Genomic DNA, 21335 nt, shown 5'->3' with positions numbered 1-21335 from the left:
GATCGGTGCGCGCTAGATTTGGACACTGATACAATTTGTATCCATGTACAATTTCGATCCCAGGAGAAGCCGATGCGCCCCCTGACCCGTGCCGAGGTGCGCGACTGCATCGTGAACCTGTACCCGGCGACCGCCCGGGTCCGGCTGCCCGCCTGGTTCGACGACACCCGCTGGGATCGGATCGACTACCTCGGCTGGCGCGACACCCGGGCCCAGCAGCGCGCGTACCTGGTCGCGGACATCGACGGCGCGGCCCAAGGCGTGATGCTGCGCCAGAACCCCAGCCAGCCCGCCCTCGCCACACGCGCAGTAATGTGCGATCTGTGCCGGTTCACCCGCAGGTTCAACGAGGTCGCGCTCTTCACCGCTCCGCGCGCCTCCACGGACAAGCGTCGGCGGCTGAGCGCCGTGGGACTCCTGTTGTGCGCTGACCTGGACTGCGTCCGCAACGTGCACCGCACGCCGACGACCGGGCCGCACGACCCGCCGGCCGAGCAGATCGTCGCGGCCCGGCGCAGCGGCCTGCGCGAACGCACCGCCGACTTCCTGCGCTCGGTTCCCGACACCGCCGCGACCCGACGGTCGAGCCGATGACCTACCTGGCCCGCGAGGACCGTCGCCGTTCGATCGTGGCGGCGGCCGCCTCCGTCGTGGCCCGCGACGGCCTGAGCGCGGTGACCGCCCGGACCGTCGCCGAGGAGCTCCGCGGCTCCCCCGGCCAGATCCACCACCACTTCGCCTCGACCGACGAGCTGGCCGCGGAGGCCTGGCGTCACTTCGCGCAGGCGGAGATCGAGTCCTACCGTGACGAGATCGCCGGCCTCGACCCCAAGGCGGCGCTCACCCTGTTCTTCGCGGACCTGCTGAGCGACGGCAGCGACGGCGAGGACGGGACCGCGCTGGCGCGCTGGGCCGAGGCGGGGGCGCACGCCCAGCTGCGTCCCCTCGTCGGCGCCGGCTACCTCGAGACGCTCGCCCAGCTCACCGACGTCCTGGCCGCGGTCCTGGCGCACCTCCACCCCGACCCCGCGCCGGCCCGCGACGCGGCCGCCCGGCTGCTCATGCTCGGCGTCGGACTCGCCGGGACGACCCGCATCCACGGCGCTCCGCCGGTGCCGGTGCACACGGTGATGCGCTCGGCCATCGACGCCGAGACCACGTGACATCCACATGACCGGCCATGGTGGGCGCAGAGGGGATCGAACCCCCGACCACCTCGTTGTAAGCGAGGGGCTCTACCGCTGAGCTATACGCCCCGAAGCCGGGACAGCGTACCGAAGCCCCGGCCCACCGCCGAAACGACCAGCGAGCGCCCAGCGCGGCAGCGTGGCGGACGGCGGCGCAGCCGCTCGGGCCGGCAGCGTGGCGCCCGCGCGCAGCGCATCGGGTGGGGCCCAGCGCGGCAGCGTGGCGGACGGCGGCGCAGCCGCATCGAGCGACGGCCGCAGGCCGAGCGCAGCGAGGTCTGTGCGGCGAGCTCGATCTCCGACACGCTCGCGCCAAAAAAGGCTGAGCCGCTGGCGTCTCGGGTCACCAGCGGCTCAACGAGATGAACAGTACCGGCCGGATCCGGTCCTTCCAACCGATCACGAGGAAATAGTTGAAAAATGACCCAAACGGACTAGGCGGACAGGCCGAACGGCCTAACCCGCGGCGGCCCGGAGCGCCGCGAGCAGGTCGTCGGCGCTCCGCGCGGCGGGCTTCGGGTTGTGCACGGCCCAGCTCAGCCGGCCCGCCCGGTCGATGACGTACGACGACCGCTCGGGACTCCCGCCGCGCTCGTCGAAGACGCCGTAGGCCCGGGCCACCTCGCCGTGCGGCCAGAAGTCGCTGAGCAGCCCGAAGTTCAGGCCGTCGGCGTCGCTGAAGGCCCGCAGGGCGTAGACCGGGTCGCAGGAGATGGCGAGCACCTCGGTGTCGAAGGTCAGGAACTCGTCGAGCCGGGTGCGGATGCCGTGCATCTCGCCGCTGCACACGCCGCTGAAGGCGAACGGGTAGAAGACGAGCGCCACCGCCTTCACCCCGCGGTACGACGACAGGGTGACGTCCTGGCCGAACTGGTCGCGCAGCGTGAAGTCGGGAGCGAGGCCGCCGAGGTCGATGCCCGTCGCGGCGCTGGCCGGCCCCGCCACGTCCGGCCTCACGCGGTGGCCCCGGAGGCGTCGTCGGTCGGGTCGAGGGCGGCGAGCTCGCGCTTGAGCACCTTGCCGGTCGCGTTGCGGGGCAGCTCGTCGAGGAAGACGATCTCGCGCGGCACCTTGAACCGGGCCAGGCTCTGCTTGACGAGCTCCTTGAGCTCGTCGGCGGAGACGGGCTCGGTCTCGGGGACCCGGACCACGAAGGCCCGCAGCCGCTTGCCGAAGTCGGGGTCGTCGATGCCGATGGCGGCGACCTCGGCGACCCGCTCGTGAGCGGCCAGGCAGTCCTCGACCTCCTTGGGGAAGACGTTCTCGCCGCCGGAGACGATCATCTCGTCGTCGCGGCCCTCGACGTAGAGCCGACCCTCGGCGTCGAAGCGGCCGACGTCGCCGGAGGACATCAGGCCGTCGATGACCTCCTTGCCGCCACCGCCGGTGTAGCCCTCGATCTGCAGGCTGTTGCCGACGAAGATCCGCCCGGACTCCCCCACCGGCAGCTCGCGGCCGTCGGCGTCGAGGATCCGCACCACGGTCTGGTGTGGCAGCCGCCCGGCGGTGCCGGGGGCCTCGCGCAGGTCCTGCGGGGACGCGATCGACGCCCAGGCGACCTCGGTCGAGCCGTAGATGGAGTAGAGGTTGTCGCCGAAGCGGTCCATCCACTGCGTCGGCAGGTCGCCGGGCAGTGCGGAGCCGGACGACGCGACCGCCACCAGGCGCGGCAGCGGATAGCGGTCCAGCACCTCGGCGGGCAGGGCCAGGATCCGCTGCAGCATCACCGGGATGACGGCGAACGAGTCGCACTCCTCCTCGTGCAGGATGCGCAGCGCGTCCTCCGGGTCGAACCGGCGGGTGAGCACCAGCGTGGTGCCGAGCATCATCGCGAGCTGGTAGTGCGCGAACCCCCACGTGTGGAACAGGGGGGCTGCCACGTGGCACTTCCAGCCGCTCTTGAGCGGCATCCGCGACAGCAGCGAGATCGCCGCGGGGAGACCGCCCTGGGGGCGCGGCGCGCCCTTCGGCGTACCGGTCGTGCCCGAGGTCAGGATGATGGTGCGTCCCTTGGCTGCCGGCGGTGCCAGGTCGTCGGTGCGGCCGGCGGCCAGCCCGGCGGAGATCAGGCCCTCGAGGCTGTCCGGCACGTCGTCGTCGGTCCAGCCGAGCACCCGGTCGGCGATGTCGGCGCCGGCGAGCAGCCCGGTGAACTCCTCGTCGTGGACGACGACCCGGGGCTTCTCGCGCTCGATCACGTCGGCCAGCTGGGGCCCCGCGAAGGCGGTGTTGAGGTAGAGGACGTCGGCGCCCAGCTTGCTGATCGCGATGGACGCCTCGATGAACCCCCGGTGATTGCGGCACATGACGGCGACGCCGTCACCCGGGCGGACGCCGCGGGCGCGCAGACCGTGAGCGAGAGCGTTGGTGCGGGCCTGCAGTTCACCGAAGGTGAGCGAGCCGCGCTCGTCGATGATCGCGGTCTGCGCCGGCATCCGCAGCGCGATGGTCTTGAACCCGCCCGCGGGAGTGGTGCTCCACTGGCGCAGGGCGTTCGCCATCCCGGCGACGACGACCGGCGAGTAGGGGCGGACGATGCCCGACTCGGTCAGGATCCTGAGGCTGGTGCCGGCGTCCTTGACCCGGCCGGTGAGCCGGTTGGCGAGGTTCCCCATGCCTCTATTAGAGCCCACCGACTCAGGTGATCGACTTCGGTGCCACCAGTCGGGTCGCCGCCCAGTCCTTGCTGACGGCCGCGGCGGTCGTCTGGGAGAGACCGGCGATGGGCGCCGCCTCGGCGATGTCGGCGGCGTCGACCGCTCCGGGGCGCCCGATCTTGGGGGTCAGCAGCCAGATCACGCCACCGCCGACGAGGTCGGTGAGCGCGTCGACCAGGCCGTCGACCAGGTCGCCGTCGTCGTTGCGCCACCACAGCAGGACGGCGTCGACGACGTTGCCGTAGTCGCCGTCCACGAGGTCGCCGTCGATGGCGTCCTCGATCGCGACGCGCAGCTCGTCGTCGGTGTCGTTGTCCCAGCCGAGCTCCTGGACCACCTGCCCCTGCTGGAGGCCCATCCTCTCGGCGGGTCCGGTCGGGCCGGATGCGCTGGTGCCGCCGGTGGCGGTCGAAGTCACGGTGTTTCCTCCAGGGTTTCGGGTACGACGAACATCCCGCTGCGTGCGGGTTGGGGAGTAGTCCAGCGGAGTCAGGGTGCGCGGCGCAACCCTCTCGCCCGCAGAACGGCCCACTTCGGGTACTGGCGGGTAGATTTTCCGCCCACCAACGAGGTGCAACGATGGGGCACGTGACCTCCGACACCCACTCCGACGGCACCACCCCGGCCGTGCGCGCGGCGTCGACGCCCTCCGTCATCCACGAGGGCCTGCCGACCCAGCTTCCCGACATCGACCCCGACGAGACCCAGGACTGGATCGACTCGTTCAACGCACTGGTCGACGAGCGTGGCCGCGAGCGCGCCCGCTACGTCATGCTGCGCCTGCTGGAGCGGGCCCGCGAGGCCCAGGTCGGCGTGCCGGCGCTGCGCAGCACCGACTACATCAACACCATCCCACCCGAGCGCGAGCCGTGGTTCCCCGGCGACGAGGACGTCGAGCGCCGGATCCGGGCCTTCATCCGCTGGAACGCCGCGGTGATGGTCTCCAGCGCCAACCGCAAGGGGCTCGAGGTCGGCGGTCACATCGCCACCTACCAGTCCAGCGCCTCGCTCTACGAGGTCGGCTTCAACCACTTCTTCCGCGGCAAGGACCACCCCGGTGGCGGCGACCAGCTGTTCATCCAGGGCCACGCCTCCCCCGGCATCTACGCCCGCGCCTTCCTCGAGGGCCGGCTGAGCGAGGAGCAGCTGTTCCGCTTCCGCCAGGAGGTCCAGCACGGCAAGGGCGCCGGCCTCCCGTCGTACCCGCACCCGCGGCTGATGCCGGACTTCTGGGAGTTCCCCACGGTCTCCATGGGCCTGACCGGCATCAACTCGATCTACCAGGCGCGATTCAACCGCTATCTCCACAACCGCGGCATCAAGGACACCACCCAGCAGCACGTCTGGGCCTTCCTCGGCGACGGCGAGATGGCCGAGCCGGAGTCGCTGGGCGCGATCCGGATCGCGGCTCGCGAGGAGCTCGACAATCTGACCTGGGTCGTCAACTGCAACCTCCAGCAGCTCGACGGACCGGTGACCGGCAACGGCAAGATCATCCAGGAGCTCGAGGCCAACTTCCGCGGCGCGGGCTGGAACGTCATCAAGGTCATCTGGGGCCGCGAGTGGGACGCCCTGCTCGCCCGTGACGTCGACGGCGTGCTGGTCAACCAGATGAACTCCACACCTGACGGCGCCTTCCAGACGTTCTCGGTCGAGAGCGGCGCCTACAACCGGGAGTTCTTCTTCGGTCCCGACCCGCGGCTGCGGGCCATGGTCGAGCACATGAGCGACCGGCAGATCGAGAAGCTGCCCCGGGGCGGCCACGACTACCGCAAGGTGTACGCCGCGTTCGACGCCGCCACCAAGCACGTCGGCCAACCGACGGTGATCCTGGCTCACACGGTCAAGGGCTGGACGATCGACGCCCTGGAGGGCAAGAACGCCACCCACCAGATGAAGAAGCTGACCCAGGACGACCTCAAGAAGTTCCGCGACCGGCTCTACCTGCCGATCAGCGACCGGGACCTCGAGTCGGCCTACGAGGCCACCGGAGCCGCGCCCTTCTTCCACCCGGGCGCGGACTCGCCGGAGATGGAGTACATGATGGAGCGGCGTCGCCAGCTGGGCGGGTCGCTCCCCCGGCGCGTGGACCGCTCGACGATGCTCACCCTGCCCGGCGACAGCGTGTACGCCGAGCTGAAGAAGGGCGCCGGCAACAACAAGGTCGCCACCACGATGGCCGCGGTCCGGCTGCTCAAGGACTGGATGAAGGACCCGGGCATCGGGCAGCGGATCGTCCCGATCGCCCCCGACGAGTACCGCACCTTCGGCATGGACGCGATGTTCCCCTCGGCGAAGGTCTACGACCCGCACGGACAGCAGTTCGAGTCGGTCGACCGCAACATGCTCCTGCAGTACAAGATGTCGACGCAGGGCCAGATGCTGCACGAGGGCATCTCCGAGGCCGGGGCGATGGCGTCCGCCACCGCCGCCGGGTCGGCGTACACGACGCACGGCGAGCCGATGATCCCGTTCTACATCTTCTACTCGATGTTCGGCTTCCAGCGCACCGGCGACTCGATCTGGGCGATGGCCGACCAGCTCGCCCGCGGCTTCCTGATCGGCGCCACCGCCGGCCGCACGACGCTCACCGGCGAGGGTCTCCAGCACGCCGACGGCCACTCGCCGCTGCTGGCGGCGACCAACCCCGCGGTCGTCCACTACGACCCGGCGTTCGGCTACGAGGTCGGCCACATCATGCGGGCCGGCCTGGAGCGGATGTACGGCGCGAGTGCCGAGCATCCTCGCGGCGAGGACGTCATCTACTACATCACCGTCTACAACGAGCCGGTCGCGCAGCCGGCTGAGCCCGCGGACCTCGACGTGGCCGGCCTGCTCAAGGGCATGTACCGCGTGAGCGGGCTCGAGAGCGCCGCGGGCCAGGGCCCGATGGTGCGCCTGCTCGCCTCCGGCGTGGGGCTGCCGTGGATCGACGAGGCCAAGCGGATCCTCGCCGACGACTGGGGCGTCCGCGCCGAGACCTGGTCGGTGACCTCGTGGAACGAGCTGGCCCGTGACGGCATCGCCGCGGAGAAGTGGAACCTTCTCCACCCGGGCGAGGCGCACCGCACGCCGTACGTCACCGAGGTGCTGGCGGCCGGCGAGGCCGGCCAGGCGCCGGTCGTCGCGGTCTCCGACTACATGACGGCGGTGCCGCTGCAGATCGCGCAGTGGGTGCCGGCGGACTACCACGTCCTCGGTGCCGACGGCTTCGGCTTCGCCGACACCCGCCCCGCCGCGCGCCGGTTCTTCCAGGTCGACGCGCAGTCGGTCGTCGTCCGGGCGCTCGCCGCCCTCGCCGACGCCGGCGAGATCGACCCGGGCCGGGTCAAGGAGGCCGTCGAGCGCTACCGCATCGACGACCCGACCGCCGTCTCCGGCGTCCTCCAGGAGGGCGGGGACGCCTGACGTCGCCCGGGCCGGAGCCCGCACACCCCACGAGGGGCGGTCACAGCCAGCCGGCTGCGACCGCCCCTCGTGTCGTCACCAGCAGGGCGACCAGGAAGACGACGTTGACGAGCGTGAAGACGCGCAGGAAGGCGCCCGTTCCCCCGGGCCGCAGGGCGGCGTAGTGGCGCAGCGCGATGAGGCTCGCCAACGACGCGACGACCGTCCCGACCCCGCCCACGTTGACGCCGACCAGCAGCTGCGCGTGCTCGGCGGTGAACGGCGCGGCCAGCACGGCGGTCGGCACGTTCGACAGCACCTGGCTCGCCAGCGCGCTCACCAGCAGTGGGTCGTGGGCGAGCAGGTCGCCCAGGGCCGCGGCGATGCTCGGCACCCGGGCCAGGGCCTCGGCGACCATGAAGAAGAGCGCGAGGACCCCGATCAGGAGATAGTCGACCTTCAGCAGAGCCGACCGGTCGGCCACGAGCAGCACCGCGACGACGCCGAGACCCGCCCACCACGGCAGCACCCGCAGCACGATCGCGACCGTCACCGCGAACAGCGCGAGGTAGAGCAGGCTCCGGCCCACCGCCGTCCGGTGTGGGAAGGCGACCGGCTCGTGCGGCGTACGGCGTATCGGCAGGCAGGCGAGCACGATCAGCACGACCGACGCCGCGAAGGGCAGCGCCATGATCCGCAGGAAGTCGCCGATCCCGAGCGCGTAGTGCTGGTAGAGGTAGAGGTTCTGCGGGCTGCCGAAGGGCGTGATCATCCCGCCGAGGTTCGCCGCGACCGCCTCCAGCACGAAGACGTACGCCAACAGGTCGTCGTTGCCGGTCGCGCGCAGCGTCACGGCCGTCAGCGGCAGCAGGGTGAGCAGCGCCATGTCGTTGGTGATCAGCATCGACGCCAGCAGCGTCAGGAGGACCAGGCCCAGCACCAGCGAGCGGCGGGTGCGCAGCAGCTCGACGATCCGCTCGGCGACCGCGCCGAAGAAGTGCACTCCGTCCAGCGCGCGCACCACCGCGAGCAGGCAGAAGACGCTCGCCAGGGTCGTGACCACGGGACGGTCAGGCGGGGGTGACCGCCTCGTCGCGGGCCTCGGCCGCGGCGACGGCGGCCAGTGGGCCGAGGGGGGCGGTGGCGCCGGCCTTGAGCATCCGCCGGAACCGGGCCCGGTTGTACGACGCCGGCTCGGTCGTCGACACGAAGTCGTCGAGGAGGCGCACGAACTCCTCGGGATGGTCCTTGTGGGGGAAGTGCCCGGCGTCGGCCAGCACGTCGACGCGTACGTCGGGCGCCAGGGTCCGGGCGTTGCCGGCGTGCCCGACCGGGATGACCTGGTCCTCGGCGCCCCACAGCACGGCCATCGGCATGGCCTCACTCAGGTAGGCGCGGTCCGACATGGTCACGATCTGGCCCCGCCAGTCGATGACCGCCCGCACCAGGTGCCGGATGGCGAACCTGGTGCGCCGGTCCTTCCAGGACTCGACGATGTCGGCGATCTCGTCGAGGTCGCGGGTGTACTTGCGCAGCGGCCCGAAGGTGAGGTGCCCGGCCGCCGAGCGCAGCGCGAGGGTCTCCACGTGCCGGATGCCCGGCAGCGTGAGCAGCCCGACGACCCGGAACCAGCCGGGCACCTGGATCAGCTTGATCAGCGACGTCACCTCGGCGCCGAGGCCGCCGGTGGACACGAGCATCACCCGCTGGGTGCGCTCGGGGAACTGGTAGGCGAACTGCATCGCGACCCCGCCGCCGAAGCTGTGCCCGACGACGGTGACCTTGTCGATACCGAGGACGGTCAGCAGGTCCCGCATGCCGTTGGCGTAGCCGCCGAGCGTGTAGTCGGCGCGCGGCTTGTCGGACAGGCCGTGCCCGAGCAGGTCCGGGGCGATCACGGTGTAGCGCTCGGCCAGCTCGTCGATCACCGGCGCCCACGTCGTGTGGTCGCAGGCGAGACCGTGCAGCAGCAGGACCGCGGGCCCCGAGCCCTTGTGGACGTACGCGCGGCGCTTGCCGTGCAGCGTGACGTACCGGACGTCCTCGCTCCCCACCGACATCGCCGCGCCCCCTCGCTCTCGGCTAGCAAATGCGTACTCCTGCTAGCGGTCGTGCACGATTCAACCACGGGTCCCGGGGCCTCGACACCCCGCCTCCGGCACCGGCCGGGGCGGCGCGCAATAGGCTGGCGCCATGTCCCCCACCGGTTCGGCACAGCGGGCCGAGGCCACCCGGCAGCTGCGTGCGGCCACCGGCTCCCTGAGCACGGCGGCGACGTCGCGGATGGACGCCGACCTGCCGTGGTTCCGCGACCTGAGTGCCGAGGAGCGCTCGTACGTCGGGATGATCGTCCAGGCCGGTGTGCGGGGCTTCGTGGACTGGTTCGCCGACGGCGGCGGAGCCGACCCGCAGGACCACGCCCTGGTCGGCCAGGTGTTCGGCGCCGCGCCCCGCGCGATGGCCGGCACGGTCGACCTGCACCAGACCGTCGAGCTGATCAAGCTCACCATCGACGAGGTCGAGGCCAATATCGAGCGGCTGCTCGCCCCCGAGGTGCTGCCCGACGTCCACGCGGCGGTGCTGCGCTACGGCCGCGAGGTCGCCTTCGCGACCGCGGAGGTCTACGCCCGCGCCGCCGAGGTGCGCGGCCGCTGGGACGCCCGCCTCGAGGCCCTGGCCGTCGACGCGGTGCTCCGGGCCGAGACCGACGAGGCCGTCCTGTCCCGCGCCAGCGCGGTCGGCTGGTCCTCCCGCGGCGAGGTCGCGGTCGTCGTCGGCACCGCCCCTCCGGAGGCCTCGGGCGCCACGACCGGCGTCTTCGAGGACGTGCGGCGCGCGGCCCGCGAGCACGGCCTCGACGCCCTCAGCGCCGTCCAGGGCCACCTCCTCGTCGTCATCCTCGGCGGCGTCGACCAGCTCGAGAAGGACGCGAGCGCGGTCGCACCGCTGTTCGGCGAGGGCGCCGTCGTCGTGGGCCCGACCGCCGCCGACCTCGCCCATGCCCACCTCTCGGCCCGGGTCGCGCTCGACGCGCTGCGCGCGGCGGTGGGCTGGCCCGACGCACCCCGTCCGGTCTCGGCCCACGACCTCCTCCCCGAGCGGATCCTCGCCGGCGACGACCGCGCCCGGCGCGAGGCGGTCGACGACCTGTTCCGCCCCCTCGACGACTCCCGCGGCGAGCTCGTCGAGACCCTTGTCGCCTACTTCGCCAACGGCGGCGGGATCGAGGCCACCGCCCGCTCGCTGTTCGTGCACGCCAACACCGTGCGCTACCGCCTCGGCCAGATCGCCGATCTCACCGGCCTCACACCCTCCGTCCCCCGCGACGCGCTCACCCTCCAGCTCGCGCTCGCCCTGGGCCGGCAGGCGGCCGCGGGCTCCAACCGCGGCACCGCGCCGCCCTCGTCGGCGTAGCCTTCGGCCGGTCGCCCACGGCCTTGTAGGACTCCCACAAGGTCCGGCCGTCAAGTTCGTGGACGGTGCAGGCGCGGTTCTCACCACCCGGGCGGCAGGCTGGTGGGGTGCTCGTGATCGTGGCCCCCGGACAAGGTGCGCAGACCCCAGGCTTCCTCACCCCGTGGCTGGAGGACCCGGCCGTCGCCGCGTACGTCGACTGGCTCTCCGCGGTCTCGGGCCTGGACCTCGCCCACTACGGCACCCAGGCCGACGAGGACACCATCCGCGACACGAAGATCGCGCAGCCGCTGCTCGTCGCCGCCGGCCTGATCGCCGCACGCCGTCTGGCTCCTGCCGTCGCCGGCGCGGTCGCGGGTCACAGCGTCGGTGAGATCACCGCCGCGGTCGGTGCCGGGGTGATCACCGCCGAGCAGGCCATGGTCCTGGTCCGGGAGCGGGGCAACGCGATGGCCGACGCCGCCGCGGTCACCCCCACCGGCATGACCGCCGTCCTCGGCGGCGACCGCGACGAGGTCCTCGCCGCGATCGCAGCCCAAGGCCTGACCGCCGCCAACGACAACGGCCCCGGCCAGATCGTCGCCGCCGGCACCACCGAGCAGCTCGCCGCGTTCGCCGATGACGCGCCTCCGGGCGCCCGGCTGCGCTCCCTCTCGGTCGCCGGCGCCTTCCACTCGCCCCACATGGCGCCCGCCGTCGACCACGTGACCGGTCTCGCGCGGTCCGTGGCGGTCGGCGACGCACGCACCCCCTTCATCAGCAACTCCGACGGGTCGGTGGTCCGCGACGGCCGCGACGCGCTCGACCGCATCGTGGGCCAGATCGCCCGCCCGGTGCGCTGGGACCTGTGCCTGGAGACGATGGCGGGCCTGGGCGTCACCGGCGTCCTGGAGCTGCCGCCGTCCGGCACCCTGACCGGCATCGCCAAGCGCTACTTCCGGGGCCGCGAGCCGGGCGTCGAGCCCTTCGCCCTCGCCGGACCCGACCAGCTCGACGACGCACGCGCCTTCTGTGAGCGGCACGCCGCTGCCACCCGTCCCGAGGTCGTGTCCGCATGAGCCTCCAGGTCGCCGACACCGCGTCCGCCCACGCCGCGATCCTCGGGATCGGCGCCTACCGCCCGGCGCGCGTGGTCCCCAACGCCGAGATCGTCGACGCGATCGACTCCAGCGACGAGTGGATCCAGCAGCGCTCGGGCATCCGCACCCGCGGCATCGCCGGCGAGTCCGAGACCGTCGTGTCGATGTCGGTCGAGGCGTCGAAGGTGGCCATCGAGCGTGCCGGCATCGACGTCCAGCAGGTCGATGCCGTCATCGTCGCGACCGTCAGCCACCTGATGCAGCTGCCGTCCGCCGCGGCGATGATCGCCCACGAGCTCGGCGCCGCGCAGCCGGCCGCCTTCGACATCTCCGCCGCGTGCGCCGGCTTCTGCCACGGCGTCGCCCTCGCCAACGACATGGTCCGGGGCGGCACCGCCCGTCACGTGCTGGTGATCGGTGTGGAGAAGCTCTCCGACATCACCGACCCGACCGACCGGGGTTCGGCCTTCATCTTCGCTGATGGCGCGGGTGCGGTGGTCGTCGGTCCCGCGGAGCGGCCCGGCATCGGACCGGTCGTCTGGGGCTCCGACGGGGAGCACTACGACCACATCCGCTCACGCAGGGACTGGAAGGAGGTCGTCGCCTCCGGCGACCTCAGCCAGGCCGCGATCACGATGAAGGGCAGTGAGGTCTTCCGGTGGGCCTCCTACGGGATGGCCAAGGTCGCCCAGCAGGCGCTCGACCGCGCGGGCATCACCGTCGACGAGCTCGACTGCTTCGTCCCGCACCAGGCCAACAATCGGATCACCGACGCGATGGCGCGCGCGCTGCGGCTGCCCGACACCGTCCGGATCGCCCGCGACATCATCGACGCCGGCAACACCTCCGCCGCCTCCGTCCCGATGGCGCTGCAGCGCATGGTCGACGACGGCGACGCGAAGTCGGGCGACACCGCCCTGCTCATCGCCTTCGGCGCCGGGCTCGCGTACGCCGCGCAGGTCGTCGTCATCCCCTGACGGGCTCCGGCCCGCCCACGTATCCGCACCACCCAGCACCACCCATCAACCACGGGAGAACACGAAGAATGAGCACCGAAGAGATCCGCGCCGCCCTCGCCGAGATCGTCAACGAGGTCGCCGGCATCCCGGCCGACAGCGTGCAGCTGGACAAGTCGTTCAGCGACGACCTGGACGTCGACTCGCTCTCGATGGTCGAGGTCGTCGTCGAGGCCGAGGAGAAGTTCGGCGTCACCATCCCCGACGACGAGGTCAAGAACCTCAAGACCGTCGGCGACGCCGTCGCCTACATCGAGCGCAACCGCGCCGCCTGATCGTTCTGATCCGCTGACTCACCAAGGGAGACCGACAGCCATGTCCCGCACTCGTGTCGTCGTCACCGGCCTGGGCACCACCAGCCCGCTCGGCGGCGACGTCGCCAGCACCTGGGAGGGCCTCCTCGCCGGTCGTTCGGGGGTCCGCCCCCTCGGCGACATGGCTGACGGTCTGCCCGTGACCATCGGCGCCACGGCCGCCGTCGACCCGTCCGAGGTCCTCGACCGGGTCGTGGCCCGGCGGCTCGACCGTTCCTCGCAGTTCGCGCTCGTCGCGGCGCTCGAGGCGTGGGCCGACTCCGGCCTGGAGGCGGCCCGCGAGTCCGGCGCCCTCGACGGCGACCGGTTCGGTGTCGCCTTCGCCTCGGGCATCGGCGGCGTGCACACGCTGTTGTCCAACCACTCGACGCTGCTCGAGAAGGGACCGCGACGGGTCTCCCCGATCGCGGTCCCGATGTTGATGGCCAACGCGCCGGCTGCGACCATCAGCCTCAAGCTGGGCGCCCGCGGCCCGGTCAACACGCCCGTCTCGGCATGCGCGTCGGGCAACGAGGCGGTGTCCCTGGCCGCCGACCAGATCCGGCTCGGCCGGGTCGACGTCGCGATCGCCGGTGGCACCGAGGCGGCGATCCACCCGCTGCCCATCGCTGCGTTCGCGAACATGATGGCCCTGTCCAAGAACGACGGCGACCCGACGACGGTCTCGCGTCCGTTCGACACCGGCCGCGACGGCTTCGTCCTCGGCGAAGGTGCCGGCGCCCTGGTGCTGGAGTCCCTCGAGCACGCCCAGGCCCGCGGCGCCCGGATCTACGCCGAGGTGCTCGGCACCGGCATCACGGCCGACGCGCACGACATCGCGCAGCCCGACCCCGCCGGCCGGGGCGGCGCCCGCGCGATCCGTGCCGCGGTCCAGGACGCCGACGTGGCCCCCGGCGACATCGCCCACGTCAACGCGCACGCGACCTCGACCCCCCAGGGCGACGTCGCCGAGTCGCTGATGCTGCACGCCGTCCTCGGCTCGGCGGCCGACGACCTCGTCGTCTCCGCCACCAAGTCGATGACCGGGCACCTGCTCGGCGGCGCCGGCGCGCTCGAGGCCGTCGCCACGGTGCTCGCGATCCACCACCGCACCGCGCCGCCCACGATCAACCTCGACGAGCAGGACCCTCAGGTCGAGCTCGACGTCGCCACGAAGCCCCGTGACCTGCCGATCGGGGACATCGCCGCGATCAACAACTCCTTCGGATTCGGCGGCGCGAACGTCGCCGTCGTGTTCGGCTCGCCGAGCTGACTCCCGTGCGTCCGGCTCGGCGGCCGTCCCCAGCGCTTCACCGCGCTCCACGTGCCAGGGCCGCTGGAACACCTCCCGTCCAGCGGTCCTGACTACGGATTGCTCCCCCAGACGAAAGCGCCCCGGCTCACCAGAGCCGGGGCGCTTTCGGGTTGCTGCGGACGGATCGGATCAGACGACCTGGTGCAGCCAGCGGACCGGGGCGCCCTCGCCGGCGTGCCGGAAGGTCTCCAACTCGTCGTCCCAGGGCTTGCCCAGGAGCTTGTCGATCTCGTTCTCGAGGGTGACCTCGCCGAGCGCCGCGCGGACCACCGATGCCTTGAGCCGGTCCTCCGGGATCATGATGTCGCCGTGCAGGCCCATCACGGCGTGGAAGACGCCGAGGTCCGGGGTGTAGGAGAACCGGGCGCCCTCGGTCGACGACGTCGGCTCCTCGGTCACCTCGAAGCGCAGGTGGTTCCACCCGCGCAGCGCGGAGGCCATCTCGGCGGCGGCGCCGACCCTGCCGGTCCAGGAGAACTCGGCCCGGTAGGTCCCCGACTGCGCCGGCTGCGGCGTCCAGTCGGGGTTGACGGGCACGCCGAGGACACCGCCCACCGCCCACTCGATGTGCGGGCACAGCGCGGACGGCGCGGAGTGGACGTAGAACACGCCCCTGGCTGCACTCATGCTTCCGGTCACCACGATCCCTCGCTTCTTCCTACCTCCGGCGTGAGATACGCCTTCCCCAGCGGTCTCGACGGAGGTGTCGGATTCGCGAACGCGTGCGGGCACCGTTTGCTGAGTGACACCTGTGTTGTTGTGCTTCCATTGTGGCCCATGGGGCGGCGTGACACCAGCGCCACGTCCGCGTGTCTGGCCTCACACCACGCGCGAGGAGCCCCCGAGGGCCAGCAGCTCCTCGAGGACCGATCTGCCGATGCCGAGGCCGCCCAGATGGCTCTCGCCGTCGATCGTGGTCATCGTGGCGTCCGGCAGACGCTCCACACAGTGCAGGCCGTGCCGGAACGGCACGATGTGGTCGTCGTCGCCGTGCCACCAACGCACCGGCACGGCGACGTCGGCCAGCCGGAAGCCCCACTCCCGCGTGAAGAGCAGCAGGTCGGCCAGCGGCGCCGAGGTCTGGAAGCGGCTGCCGTTGAGCAGGTCGTCGAGGAACATCGCCTTGAACTCCGGGCGCCCCAGGAGGTTCCGGTCCCCCGGTGGCTGCACCGCGGCGTACAGGTCCAGCGCCGGTCCGGCCAACGGCTTGACCGTGCGGATGGCTCCGGTGAGCGCCACGCCGAGTGGCACCCGGGTCGCTGCCAGCAGCGGCGCCGCGTGGACGGCGAGCCGGATGATCCCGCCCTCGGCCGCGTCCGGCCCCCGGGTCGGCGCCACGCCTCCCAGCACGCCGACCCCCGCGACCCGCTCCGGTAGCGCAGCCCCGGCCGCCAGCGCGTACGGCCCACCGCCGGACAGCCCGATGACACGCAGGGTGTCGACCGCGAGCGCATCGAGCAGCAGGCCGAGGTCCGCGGTCCAGTCCAGCACGTTCTCGTACAGGTGCGGCGTCGAGGAGCCGATCCCCGGGCGATCGATCCCGATGATCCGCACGCCCGCCTCCTCGGCGAACGCCCGCGCGTCGACGGGGATCTGCCGGCGCGCTCCCGGCGTCCCGTGCATCCACACGATGGCCGGTCCGCGCGGCGAGCCGTACTCCGCGAAGCTCAGCCGGCGCCCGCCCCGTACGGCGACGCTGCCCTCCAGCGTGGGCCGCTTGGGCTGCTGCGGAATGCGGGGTGCCGGGAACGTCATGCGCAGGAGTGTGACAGGTGCGCCGTCACCGGCTCCGGGTGTCCTACGCTTCGGCCATGACCGACGCAGGATCCGCGCCCAGCAGCGCGTCCGCACCGGGCCGGCGCCGCGCCGAGCGCCCCGCACGCCGCCGCCCGGGCGGCCTGGGCACACCACGGGTGCCGCGTCCGTCCTTCCAGTCCCGCGGCTGGCGCATCGGCCTGCTGGCCGTCGCCCTGGCGCTCGTCGTCACGTGGCTCGTCTGGTACGCCACGACACCCGAGGAGCTGCCCGTGAGCGAGAAGGTCGTGAACGCCAACGGCGTCGTCGGGACCCCGCTGTACGTCGGCATGTTCGCCGCTCCCGCCGAGTTCGGCCGCACCCTCCGCGTCGCCGGCGTCAAGGTCCGCACCACCAGCGACGTCGACCTCGAGGTCACCCCCCTGCTCTGCCGGCGGGGGACCATCGGCGTCACCACGCAGCCCGACCAGTTCTGCAGCGACCTGGTCGATCCCGAAGGCCAGCGCCTCGTCGCCGGCGACTCGATCGTCGTGCGGATCGAGTCGGACACGGCCGCCCTCGCCGTCGTCGATCGGATCAGGATCGCCTATCGCGAGGACGTCCGCTGGGACACGCAGCCCGCCGGCCACCGGCAGGCGATCGTGACGATCGCCGGGCGGCCCTAGCGGCCGTCTCCCGCGGGGACGCTCAGTCCCGCTCGACCCGCTTCTCCAGCGCCTCCGCGCGGTCGGCGGCGTCGGTGATCTCCTCCGCATCGATCGCATTGGTCTTGTGGAACCAGGTCAGCGCATCGTTGAGACGTCCCGCCTCCTCCAGCGTGTCGGCGTACGCGTACCGGAGCCGGACGACCCACGACTCCCTGCTCTTGCTGTTGAGGGGCGCCACCTCGAGGGTCCGCAGCGCGGCGTCGAACTGACCCAGGTCACGTCGCGCACCGGCCTCGACGAGCGTCATCTCCGCCTTCGCCGCCGGCGCGAACTTCACGACCGACGGACTCTTGGCGAGCTCGAGGGCGCGCGTCGGGTTGCCGAGCGCACGATGGCAGTCCGCCATGATCGGGAGGTACGCCGTGGCGCCGTTCATCCGCTTGGCCGCACGCAGCTCTGCCAGCGCCTCCGCGTAGTGACCGGCGGCGTAGGCCGCCTCGCCCACGGCCTCCCGGACCACCGCGATCCGCGGCGCCCGTGCCTTCGCGGCCAGCGTGTGCTGGTAGGCGACCTCCGGCTCGTCGTCGACCAGCTGTCCGGCCGCAGCCATGTGCCGGGCCACCCGGGCGGCGAGCTTCTCCGGCAGGCCCTTGAGATGGGCGCGCACCGAGGCGCTCAGCTCAGACCCGGTCACCTCGTCCGGCAGCGGAGGTCCGTCGTAGATCGCCTGCTTCTCGGACCGGTCCGCAGCCTCCGGCCGCGACCTGCGATCCGAATCCGCACGAGGCGCGCGCCGCTGGTCGGCGCCGGGCCGGCTGCCCCGACCCGCCGGCTTGCGGTCGCCGCTCGGCTTCCGGTCGTAGGGCTTCCGCTCATCGCCGCTCTTGCCGCCGCCGGACCGGGCGCTCGTACCCTTCCGGGGAGCGCCTCCCTGACGGGGGCCGCCCTTCCGGGGAGCGCCGGCACCGTCACGACGGCCACGCTGGTCTGCCACGTTGTCTCCTGGGAGTCGAGATCGCTATTGAGGAATCTAGGTGCAAAACAGCGTAGGGGCCACCCGATGGGTGGCCCCTACCTGAATGTATGTCCGGCGGCGTCCTACTCTCCCACATCCTCTCGGTTGCAGTACCATCGGCGCTGGCAGGCTTAACTTCCGGGTTCGGGATGGGACCGGGTGTTTCCCTGCCGCTATGGCCGCCGTAACTCTATGAACCCCTGTCAGGCACACCCCCCAAGCAGAACAGCGGGGTGGTCGGGGTTGGATCTTCATCGTGGACGCGCGCACCAACACTGTGGTGTCTCGTGAGGAGTTTGTTGAGTGTGTTGGGGGTTTGTTGTGGCAAGTCTTCGGCCTATTAGTACCGGTCGGCTAGGCATTACTGCTGTACACCTCCGGCCTATCAACCCAATAGTCTGTTGGGGGCCTTAACCCACAAAGGGGTGGGAAACCTCATCTTGAAACGTGCTTCCCGCTTAGATGCGTTCAGCGGTTATCACTTCCGAACGTAGCCAACCAGCCATGCACCTGGCGGTACAACTGGCACACCAGAGGTTCGTCCATCCCGGTCCTCTCGTACTAGGGACAGCCTTTCTCAAGTTTCCTACGCGCGCGGCGGATAGGGACCGAACTGTCTCACGACGTTCTAAACCCAGCTCGCGTGCCGCTTTAATGGGCGAACAGCCCAACCCTTGGGACCTACTCCAGCCCCAGGATGCGACGAGCCGACATCGAGGTGCCAAACCATCCCGTCGATATGGACTCTTGGGGAAGATCAGCCTGTTATCCCCGGGGTACCTTTTATCCGTTGAGCGACCACGCTTCCACTCGCAGTGGCCGGATCACTAGTTCCGACTTTCGTCCCTGCTCGACATGTCTGTCTCACAGTCAAGCTCCCTTGTGCACTTACACTCAACACCTGATTGCCAACCAGGCTGAGGGAACCTTTGAGCGCCTCCGTTACATTTTGGGAGGCAACCGCCCCAGTTAAACTACCCATCAGGCACTGTCCCTGAACCAGATCATGGCCCTAGGTTAGACATCTAGTACGACCAGAGTGGTATTTCAACGATGACTCCACAACCACTGGCGTGACTGCTTCAAAGTCTCCCACCTATCCTACACAAGCCGAACCAAACACCAATGCCAAACTATAGTAAAGGTCCCGGGGTCTTTCCGTCCTGCCGCGCGTAACGAGCATCTTTACTCGTAGTGCAATTTCGCCGAGTCCATGGTTGAGACAGTAGGAAAGTCGTTACTCCATTCGTGCAGGTCGGAACTTACCCGACAAGGAATTTCGCTACCTTAGGATGGTTATAGTTACCACCGCCGTTTACTGGGGCTTAAATTCTGAGCTTCGAACTTACGTTCTAACCCGTCCTCTTAACCTTCCAGCACCGGGCAGGAGTCAGTCCGTATACATCGTCTTACAACTTCGCACGGACCTGTGTTTTTAGTAAACAGTCGCTTTCCCCTGGTCTCTGCGGCCTCCGGCGCTTCCCCAGCAAGTGGGTACACGCCTCGGGCCCCCCTTATCCCTAAGTTACGGGGGCATTTTGCCGAGTTCCTTAACCATGGTTGTCTCGATCGCCTCGGTATTCTCTACCTGATCACCTGAGTCGGTTTCGGGTACGGGCGGCTCATGGCTCGCTAGAGGTTTTTCTCGACAGCATAGGATCACCCACTTCCCCCCTACGGGGTCGGCATCACATCTCAGACTCACCCACCAAAGGGCTGTGACCCGGATTTGCCTAAGTCACGTCCTACATGCTTACCCGCCGTCTACCATCGCGGCGGTTGGGCTACCTTCCTGTGTCACCCCATCGCTTGACTACTACCGGATCGGATCCCACGCTCCACACCAAGCCCTCACCCCGAAGGGATCGGTACAAAGTGCTTCGGGTGGTTAGCATCACCGGGCTCGTCATGGGCGCCATTTCGCCGGTACGGGAATATCAACCCGTTGTCCATCGACTACGCCTGTCGGCCTCGCCTTAGGTCCCGACTTACCCAGGGCAGATTAGCTTGACCCTGGAACCCTTGATCAATCGGCGCACGGGTTTCTCACCCGTGATTCGCTACTCATGCCTGCATTCTCACTCGTGTCACATCCACACCTGGATCACTCCGGCGCTTCACCCGTGACACGACGCTCCCCTACCCAGCCCCACCCCTGGACACCCCACAAAGAGATGCCTGGGTCCTGTACTCAAACAGATGGAACTGCCATGGCTTCGGCGGATGGCTTGAGCCCCGCTACATTGTCGGCGCGGAATCACTTGACCAGTGAGCTATTACGCACTCTTTCAAGGGTGGCTGCTTCCAAGCCAACCTCCTGGTTGTCACTGCGACTCCACATCCTTTTCCACTTAGCCACCTCTTAGGGGCCTTAGCCGATGGTCTGGGCTGTTTCCCTCTCGACTATGAAGCTTATCCCCCACAGTCTCACTGCCACGCTCTCACTTACCGGCATTCGGAGTTTGGCTAACGTCAGTAACCTGGTAGGGCCCATCGGCTATCCAGTGCTCTACCTCCGGCAAGAAACACGCAACGCTGCACCTAAATGCATTTCGGGGAGAACCAGCTATCACGGAGTTTGATTGGCCTTTCACCCCTATCCACAGGTCATCCCCTCCATTTTCAACTGAAGTGGGTTCGGTCCTCCACGCCGTCTTACCGGCGCTTCAACCTGCCCATGGATAGATCACTCCGCTTCGGGTCTAGAACACGCGACTCAAACGCCCTATTCGGACTCGCTTTCGCTACGGCTACCCCACACGGGTTAACCTCGCCACGTATCGCTAACTCGCAGGCTCATTCTTCAAAAGGCACGCCGTCACCCCAGCCACAAGGACCAAAGCTCCGACGGATTGTAGGCACATGGTTTCAGGTACTATTTCACTCCCCGCCAGGGGTACTTTTCACCTTTCCCTCACGGTACTGGTCCGCTATCGGTCATCGAGGAGTATTTAGGCTTAACGGGTGGTCCCGCCAGATTCACACACCATTCCAGGAGTAGCGTGTTACTTGGGAAATGCTGAACACAGCTCCAACCTATCGTCTACGGGGCTATCACCCGCTACGGCACCGCTTTCCAACGGACTTCGACCTCGTTTGAAGTTTCTTACTGTGCGTCACCCCGGCAGAGACGACAACAACACTCCCACAACCCCCACACCGCAACGCCTGCCGGCTATCACACGACATGGGTTTAGCCTCATCCGATTTCGCTCGCCACTACTCTCGGAATCACTTTTGTTTTCTCTTCCTACGGGTACTGAGATGTTTCACTTCCCCGTGTTCCCTCCACACACCCTATTTTATTCAGATGCGGGTAACTGGACATAACTCCAGCTGGGTTTCCCCATTCGGACATCCCCGGATCAACGCTCGGTTGCCAACTCCCCAGGGCATATCGCAGGCTCCAACGTCCTTCATCGGCTCTCGATGCCAAGGCATCCACCATGTGCCCTTAACAACTTGCCCACAACAAACCACCAACACACACAACAACAGTCACCCATCGCATGCACACCAGCAGCCACCCACAAGAAGCCCCCTCACAAAACAGAGGCCCTCACAAGCAAT

17 protein-coding genes, 1 tRNA gene and 2 rRNA genes are annotated in these 21335 nt (G+C 69.5%); 9 read left to right on the top strand and 11 right to left on the bottom strand.

Annotation, left to right across the window (positions count from 1 at the left end; translation table 11 throughout):
- The first annotated feature begins 72 nt into the window (after positions 1-72).
- On the top strand, positions 73-594 hold the full coding sequence (locus QJ852_11400) for an FBP domain-containing protein (protein ID WGX99024.1): 522 nt from the start codon (positions 73-75) through the stop codon (positions 592-594).
- Positions 591-1163: a TetR family transcriptional regulator gene (locus QJ852_11395; protein ID WGX99023.1), complete on the top strand. Its 573-nt coding sequence runs from the start codon at positions 591-593 to the stop codon at positions 1161-1163. The genes QJ852_11400 and QJ852_11395 overlap by 4 nt, the downstream gene beginning before the upstream one ends.
- Before the next feature lie 18 nt (positions 1164-1181).
- Here QJ852_11395 and QJ852_11390 read toward each other — a convergent pair.
- The 4 genes from QJ852_11390 to QJ852_11375 all read right to left on the bottom strand — a co-directional run bounded on the left by QJ852_11390 (position 1182) and on the right by QJ852_11375 (position 4202).
- Positions 1182-1256 (bottom strand) — tRNA-Val (locus QJ852_11390).
- Positions 1257-1643: 387 nt separating this feature from the next.
- Positions 1644-2144: a peroxiredoxin gene (locus tag QJ852_11385; GenBank protein WGX99022.1), complete on the bottom strand. Its 501-nt coding sequence runs from the start codon at positions 2142-2144 to the stop codon at positions 1644-1646.
- Positions 2141-3802, bottom strand: a complete 1662-nt coding sequence (locus QJ852_11380; GenBank protein WGX99021.1) for an AMP-binding protein — start codon at positions 3800-3802, stop codon at positions 2141-2143. Before QJ852_11380 ends, QJ852_11385 begins: the two co-directional genes overlap by 4 nt.
- A gap of 22 nt (positions 3803-3824) precedes the next feature.
- Entirely contained in the window at positions 3825-4202 is a 378-nt protein-coding gene (locus QJ852_11375; GenBank protein ID WGX99451.1) for a DUF3052 domain-containing protein, read from the bottom strand.
- A 269-nt stretch (positions 4203-4471) separates the two neighbouring features.
- Here QJ852_11375 and aceE point away from each other — a divergent pair, with 269 nt between their 5' ends.
- Complete coding sequence (gene aceE / locus QJ852_11370; protein WGX99450.1) at positions 4472-7252, top strand: pyruvate dehydrogenase (acetyl-transferring), homodimeric type; 2781 nt, start codon at positions 4472-4474, stop codon at positions 7250-7252.
- Between the two features lie 40 nt (positions 7253-7292).
- Here the strand turns inward: aceE and QJ852_11365 are convergent, their stop codons facing one another.
- Both QJ852_11365 and QJ852_11360 read right to left on the bottom strand, forming a co-directional pair.
- A complete protein-coding gene (locus QJ852_11365) occupies positions 7293-8294 on the bottom strand; it encodes an SLC13 family permease (GenBank protein WGX99020.1) in 1002 nt (333 codons plus the stop codon).
- A gap of 7 nt (positions 8295-8301) precedes the next feature.
- The gene (locus QJ852_11360) at positions 8302-9291 is read right to left on the bottom strand and encodes an alpha/beta fold hydrolase (protein ID WGX99019.1); all 990 of its coding nucleotides are present in this window, start codon (positions 9289-9291) and stop codon (positions 8302-8304) included.
- 133 nt (positions 9292-9424) lie between these two features.
- Between QJ852_11360 and QJ852_11355 the strand changes: the two genes are divergently transcribed.
- From QJ852_11355 to QJ852_11335, 5 genes are all read left to right on the top strand, one after another.
- Positions 9425-10645, top strand: coding sequence for a helix-turn-helix domain-containing protein (locus tag QJ852_11355; protein ID WGX99018.1), 1221 nt, complete (start codon positions 9425-9427; stop codon positions 10643-10645).
- 107 nt (positions 10646-10752) lie between these two features.
- Complete coding sequence (locus QJ852_11350) at positions 10753-11703, top strand: ACP S-malonyltransferase (GenBank protein WGX99017.1); 951 nt, start codon at positions 10753-10755, stop codon at positions 11701-11703.
- The gene (locus tag QJ852_11345) at positions 11700-12701 is read left to right on the top strand and encodes a beta-ketoacyl-ACP synthase III (protein ID WGX99016.1); all 1002 of its coding nucleotides are present in this window, start codon (positions 11700-11702) and stop codon (positions 12699-12701) included. Before QJ852_11350 ends, QJ852_11345 begins: the two co-directional genes overlap by 4 nt.
- A 68-nt stretch (positions 12702-12769) precedes the next feature.
- Entirely contained in the window at positions 12770-13015 is a 246-nt protein-coding gene (locus QJ852_11340) for an acyl carrier protein (GenBank protein ID WGX99015.1), read from the top strand.
- Positions 13016-13055: 40 nt separating this feature from the next.
- Entirely contained in the window at positions 13056-14306 is a 1251-nt protein-coding gene (locus tag QJ852_11335; protein WGX99014.1) for a beta-ketoacyl-[acyl-carrier-protein] synthase II, read from the top strand.
- A 171-nt stretch (positions 14307-14477) separates the two neighbouring features.
- On the opposite strand, the gene QJ852_11330 is transcribed toward QJ852_11335, so the two are convergent.
- Together QJ852_11330 and QJ852_11325 are read right to left on the bottom strand one after the other, a co-directional pair.
- A complete protein-coding gene (locus QJ852_11330; GenBank protein WGX99013.1) occupies positions 14478-14975 on the bottom strand; it encodes a DUF3145 domain-containing protein in 498 nt (165 codons plus the stop codon).
- Between the two features lie 192 nt (positions 14976-15167).
- On the bottom strand, positions 15168-16103 hold the full coding sequence (locus tag QJ852_11325) for an alpha/beta hydrolase (protein WGX99012.1): 936 nt from the start codon (positions 16101-16103) through the stop codon (positions 15168-15170).
- Between the two features lie 56 nt (positions 16104-16159).
- Here QJ852_11325 and QJ852_11320 point away from each other — a divergent pair, with 56 nt between their 5' ends.
- On the top strand, positions 16160-16768 hold the full coding sequence (locus QJ852_11320) for a hypothetical protein (GenBank protein ID WGX99011.1): 609 nt from the start codon (positions 16160-16162) through the stop codon (positions 16766-16768).
- 22 nt (positions 16769-16790) lie between these two features.
- Here QJ852_11320 and QJ852_11315 read toward each other — a convergent pair whose 3' ends face one another.
- The 3 genes from QJ852_11315 to QJ852_11305 all read right to left on the bottom strand — a co-directional run bounded on the left by QJ852_11315 (position 16791) and on the right by QJ852_11305 (position 21233).
- Complete coding sequence (locus QJ852_11315; GenBank protein WGX99010.1) at positions 16791-17444, bottom strand: hypothetical protein; 654 nt, start codon at positions 17442-17444, stop codon at positions 16791-16793.
- A gap of 391 nt (positions 17445-17835) precedes the next feature.
- Positions 17836-17952 (bottom strand): 5S ribosomal RNA (gene rrf, locus QJ852_11310).
- Between the two features lie 133 nt (positions 17953-18085).
- A 23S ribosomal RNA gene (locus QJ852_11305) occupies positions 18086-21233 on the bottom strand.
- Positions 21234-21335: the final 102 nt, after the last annotated feature.

It is taken from the genome of Nocardioides sp. L-11A (assembly GCA_029961745.1).
Classification (GTDB): Bacteria; Actinomycetota; Actinomycetes; order Propionibacteriales; family Nocardioidaceae; genus Nocardioides.
Note: the sequence above shows the minus strand (reverse complement) of the source record. Positions and strands in the feature narration are given on the sequence as shown.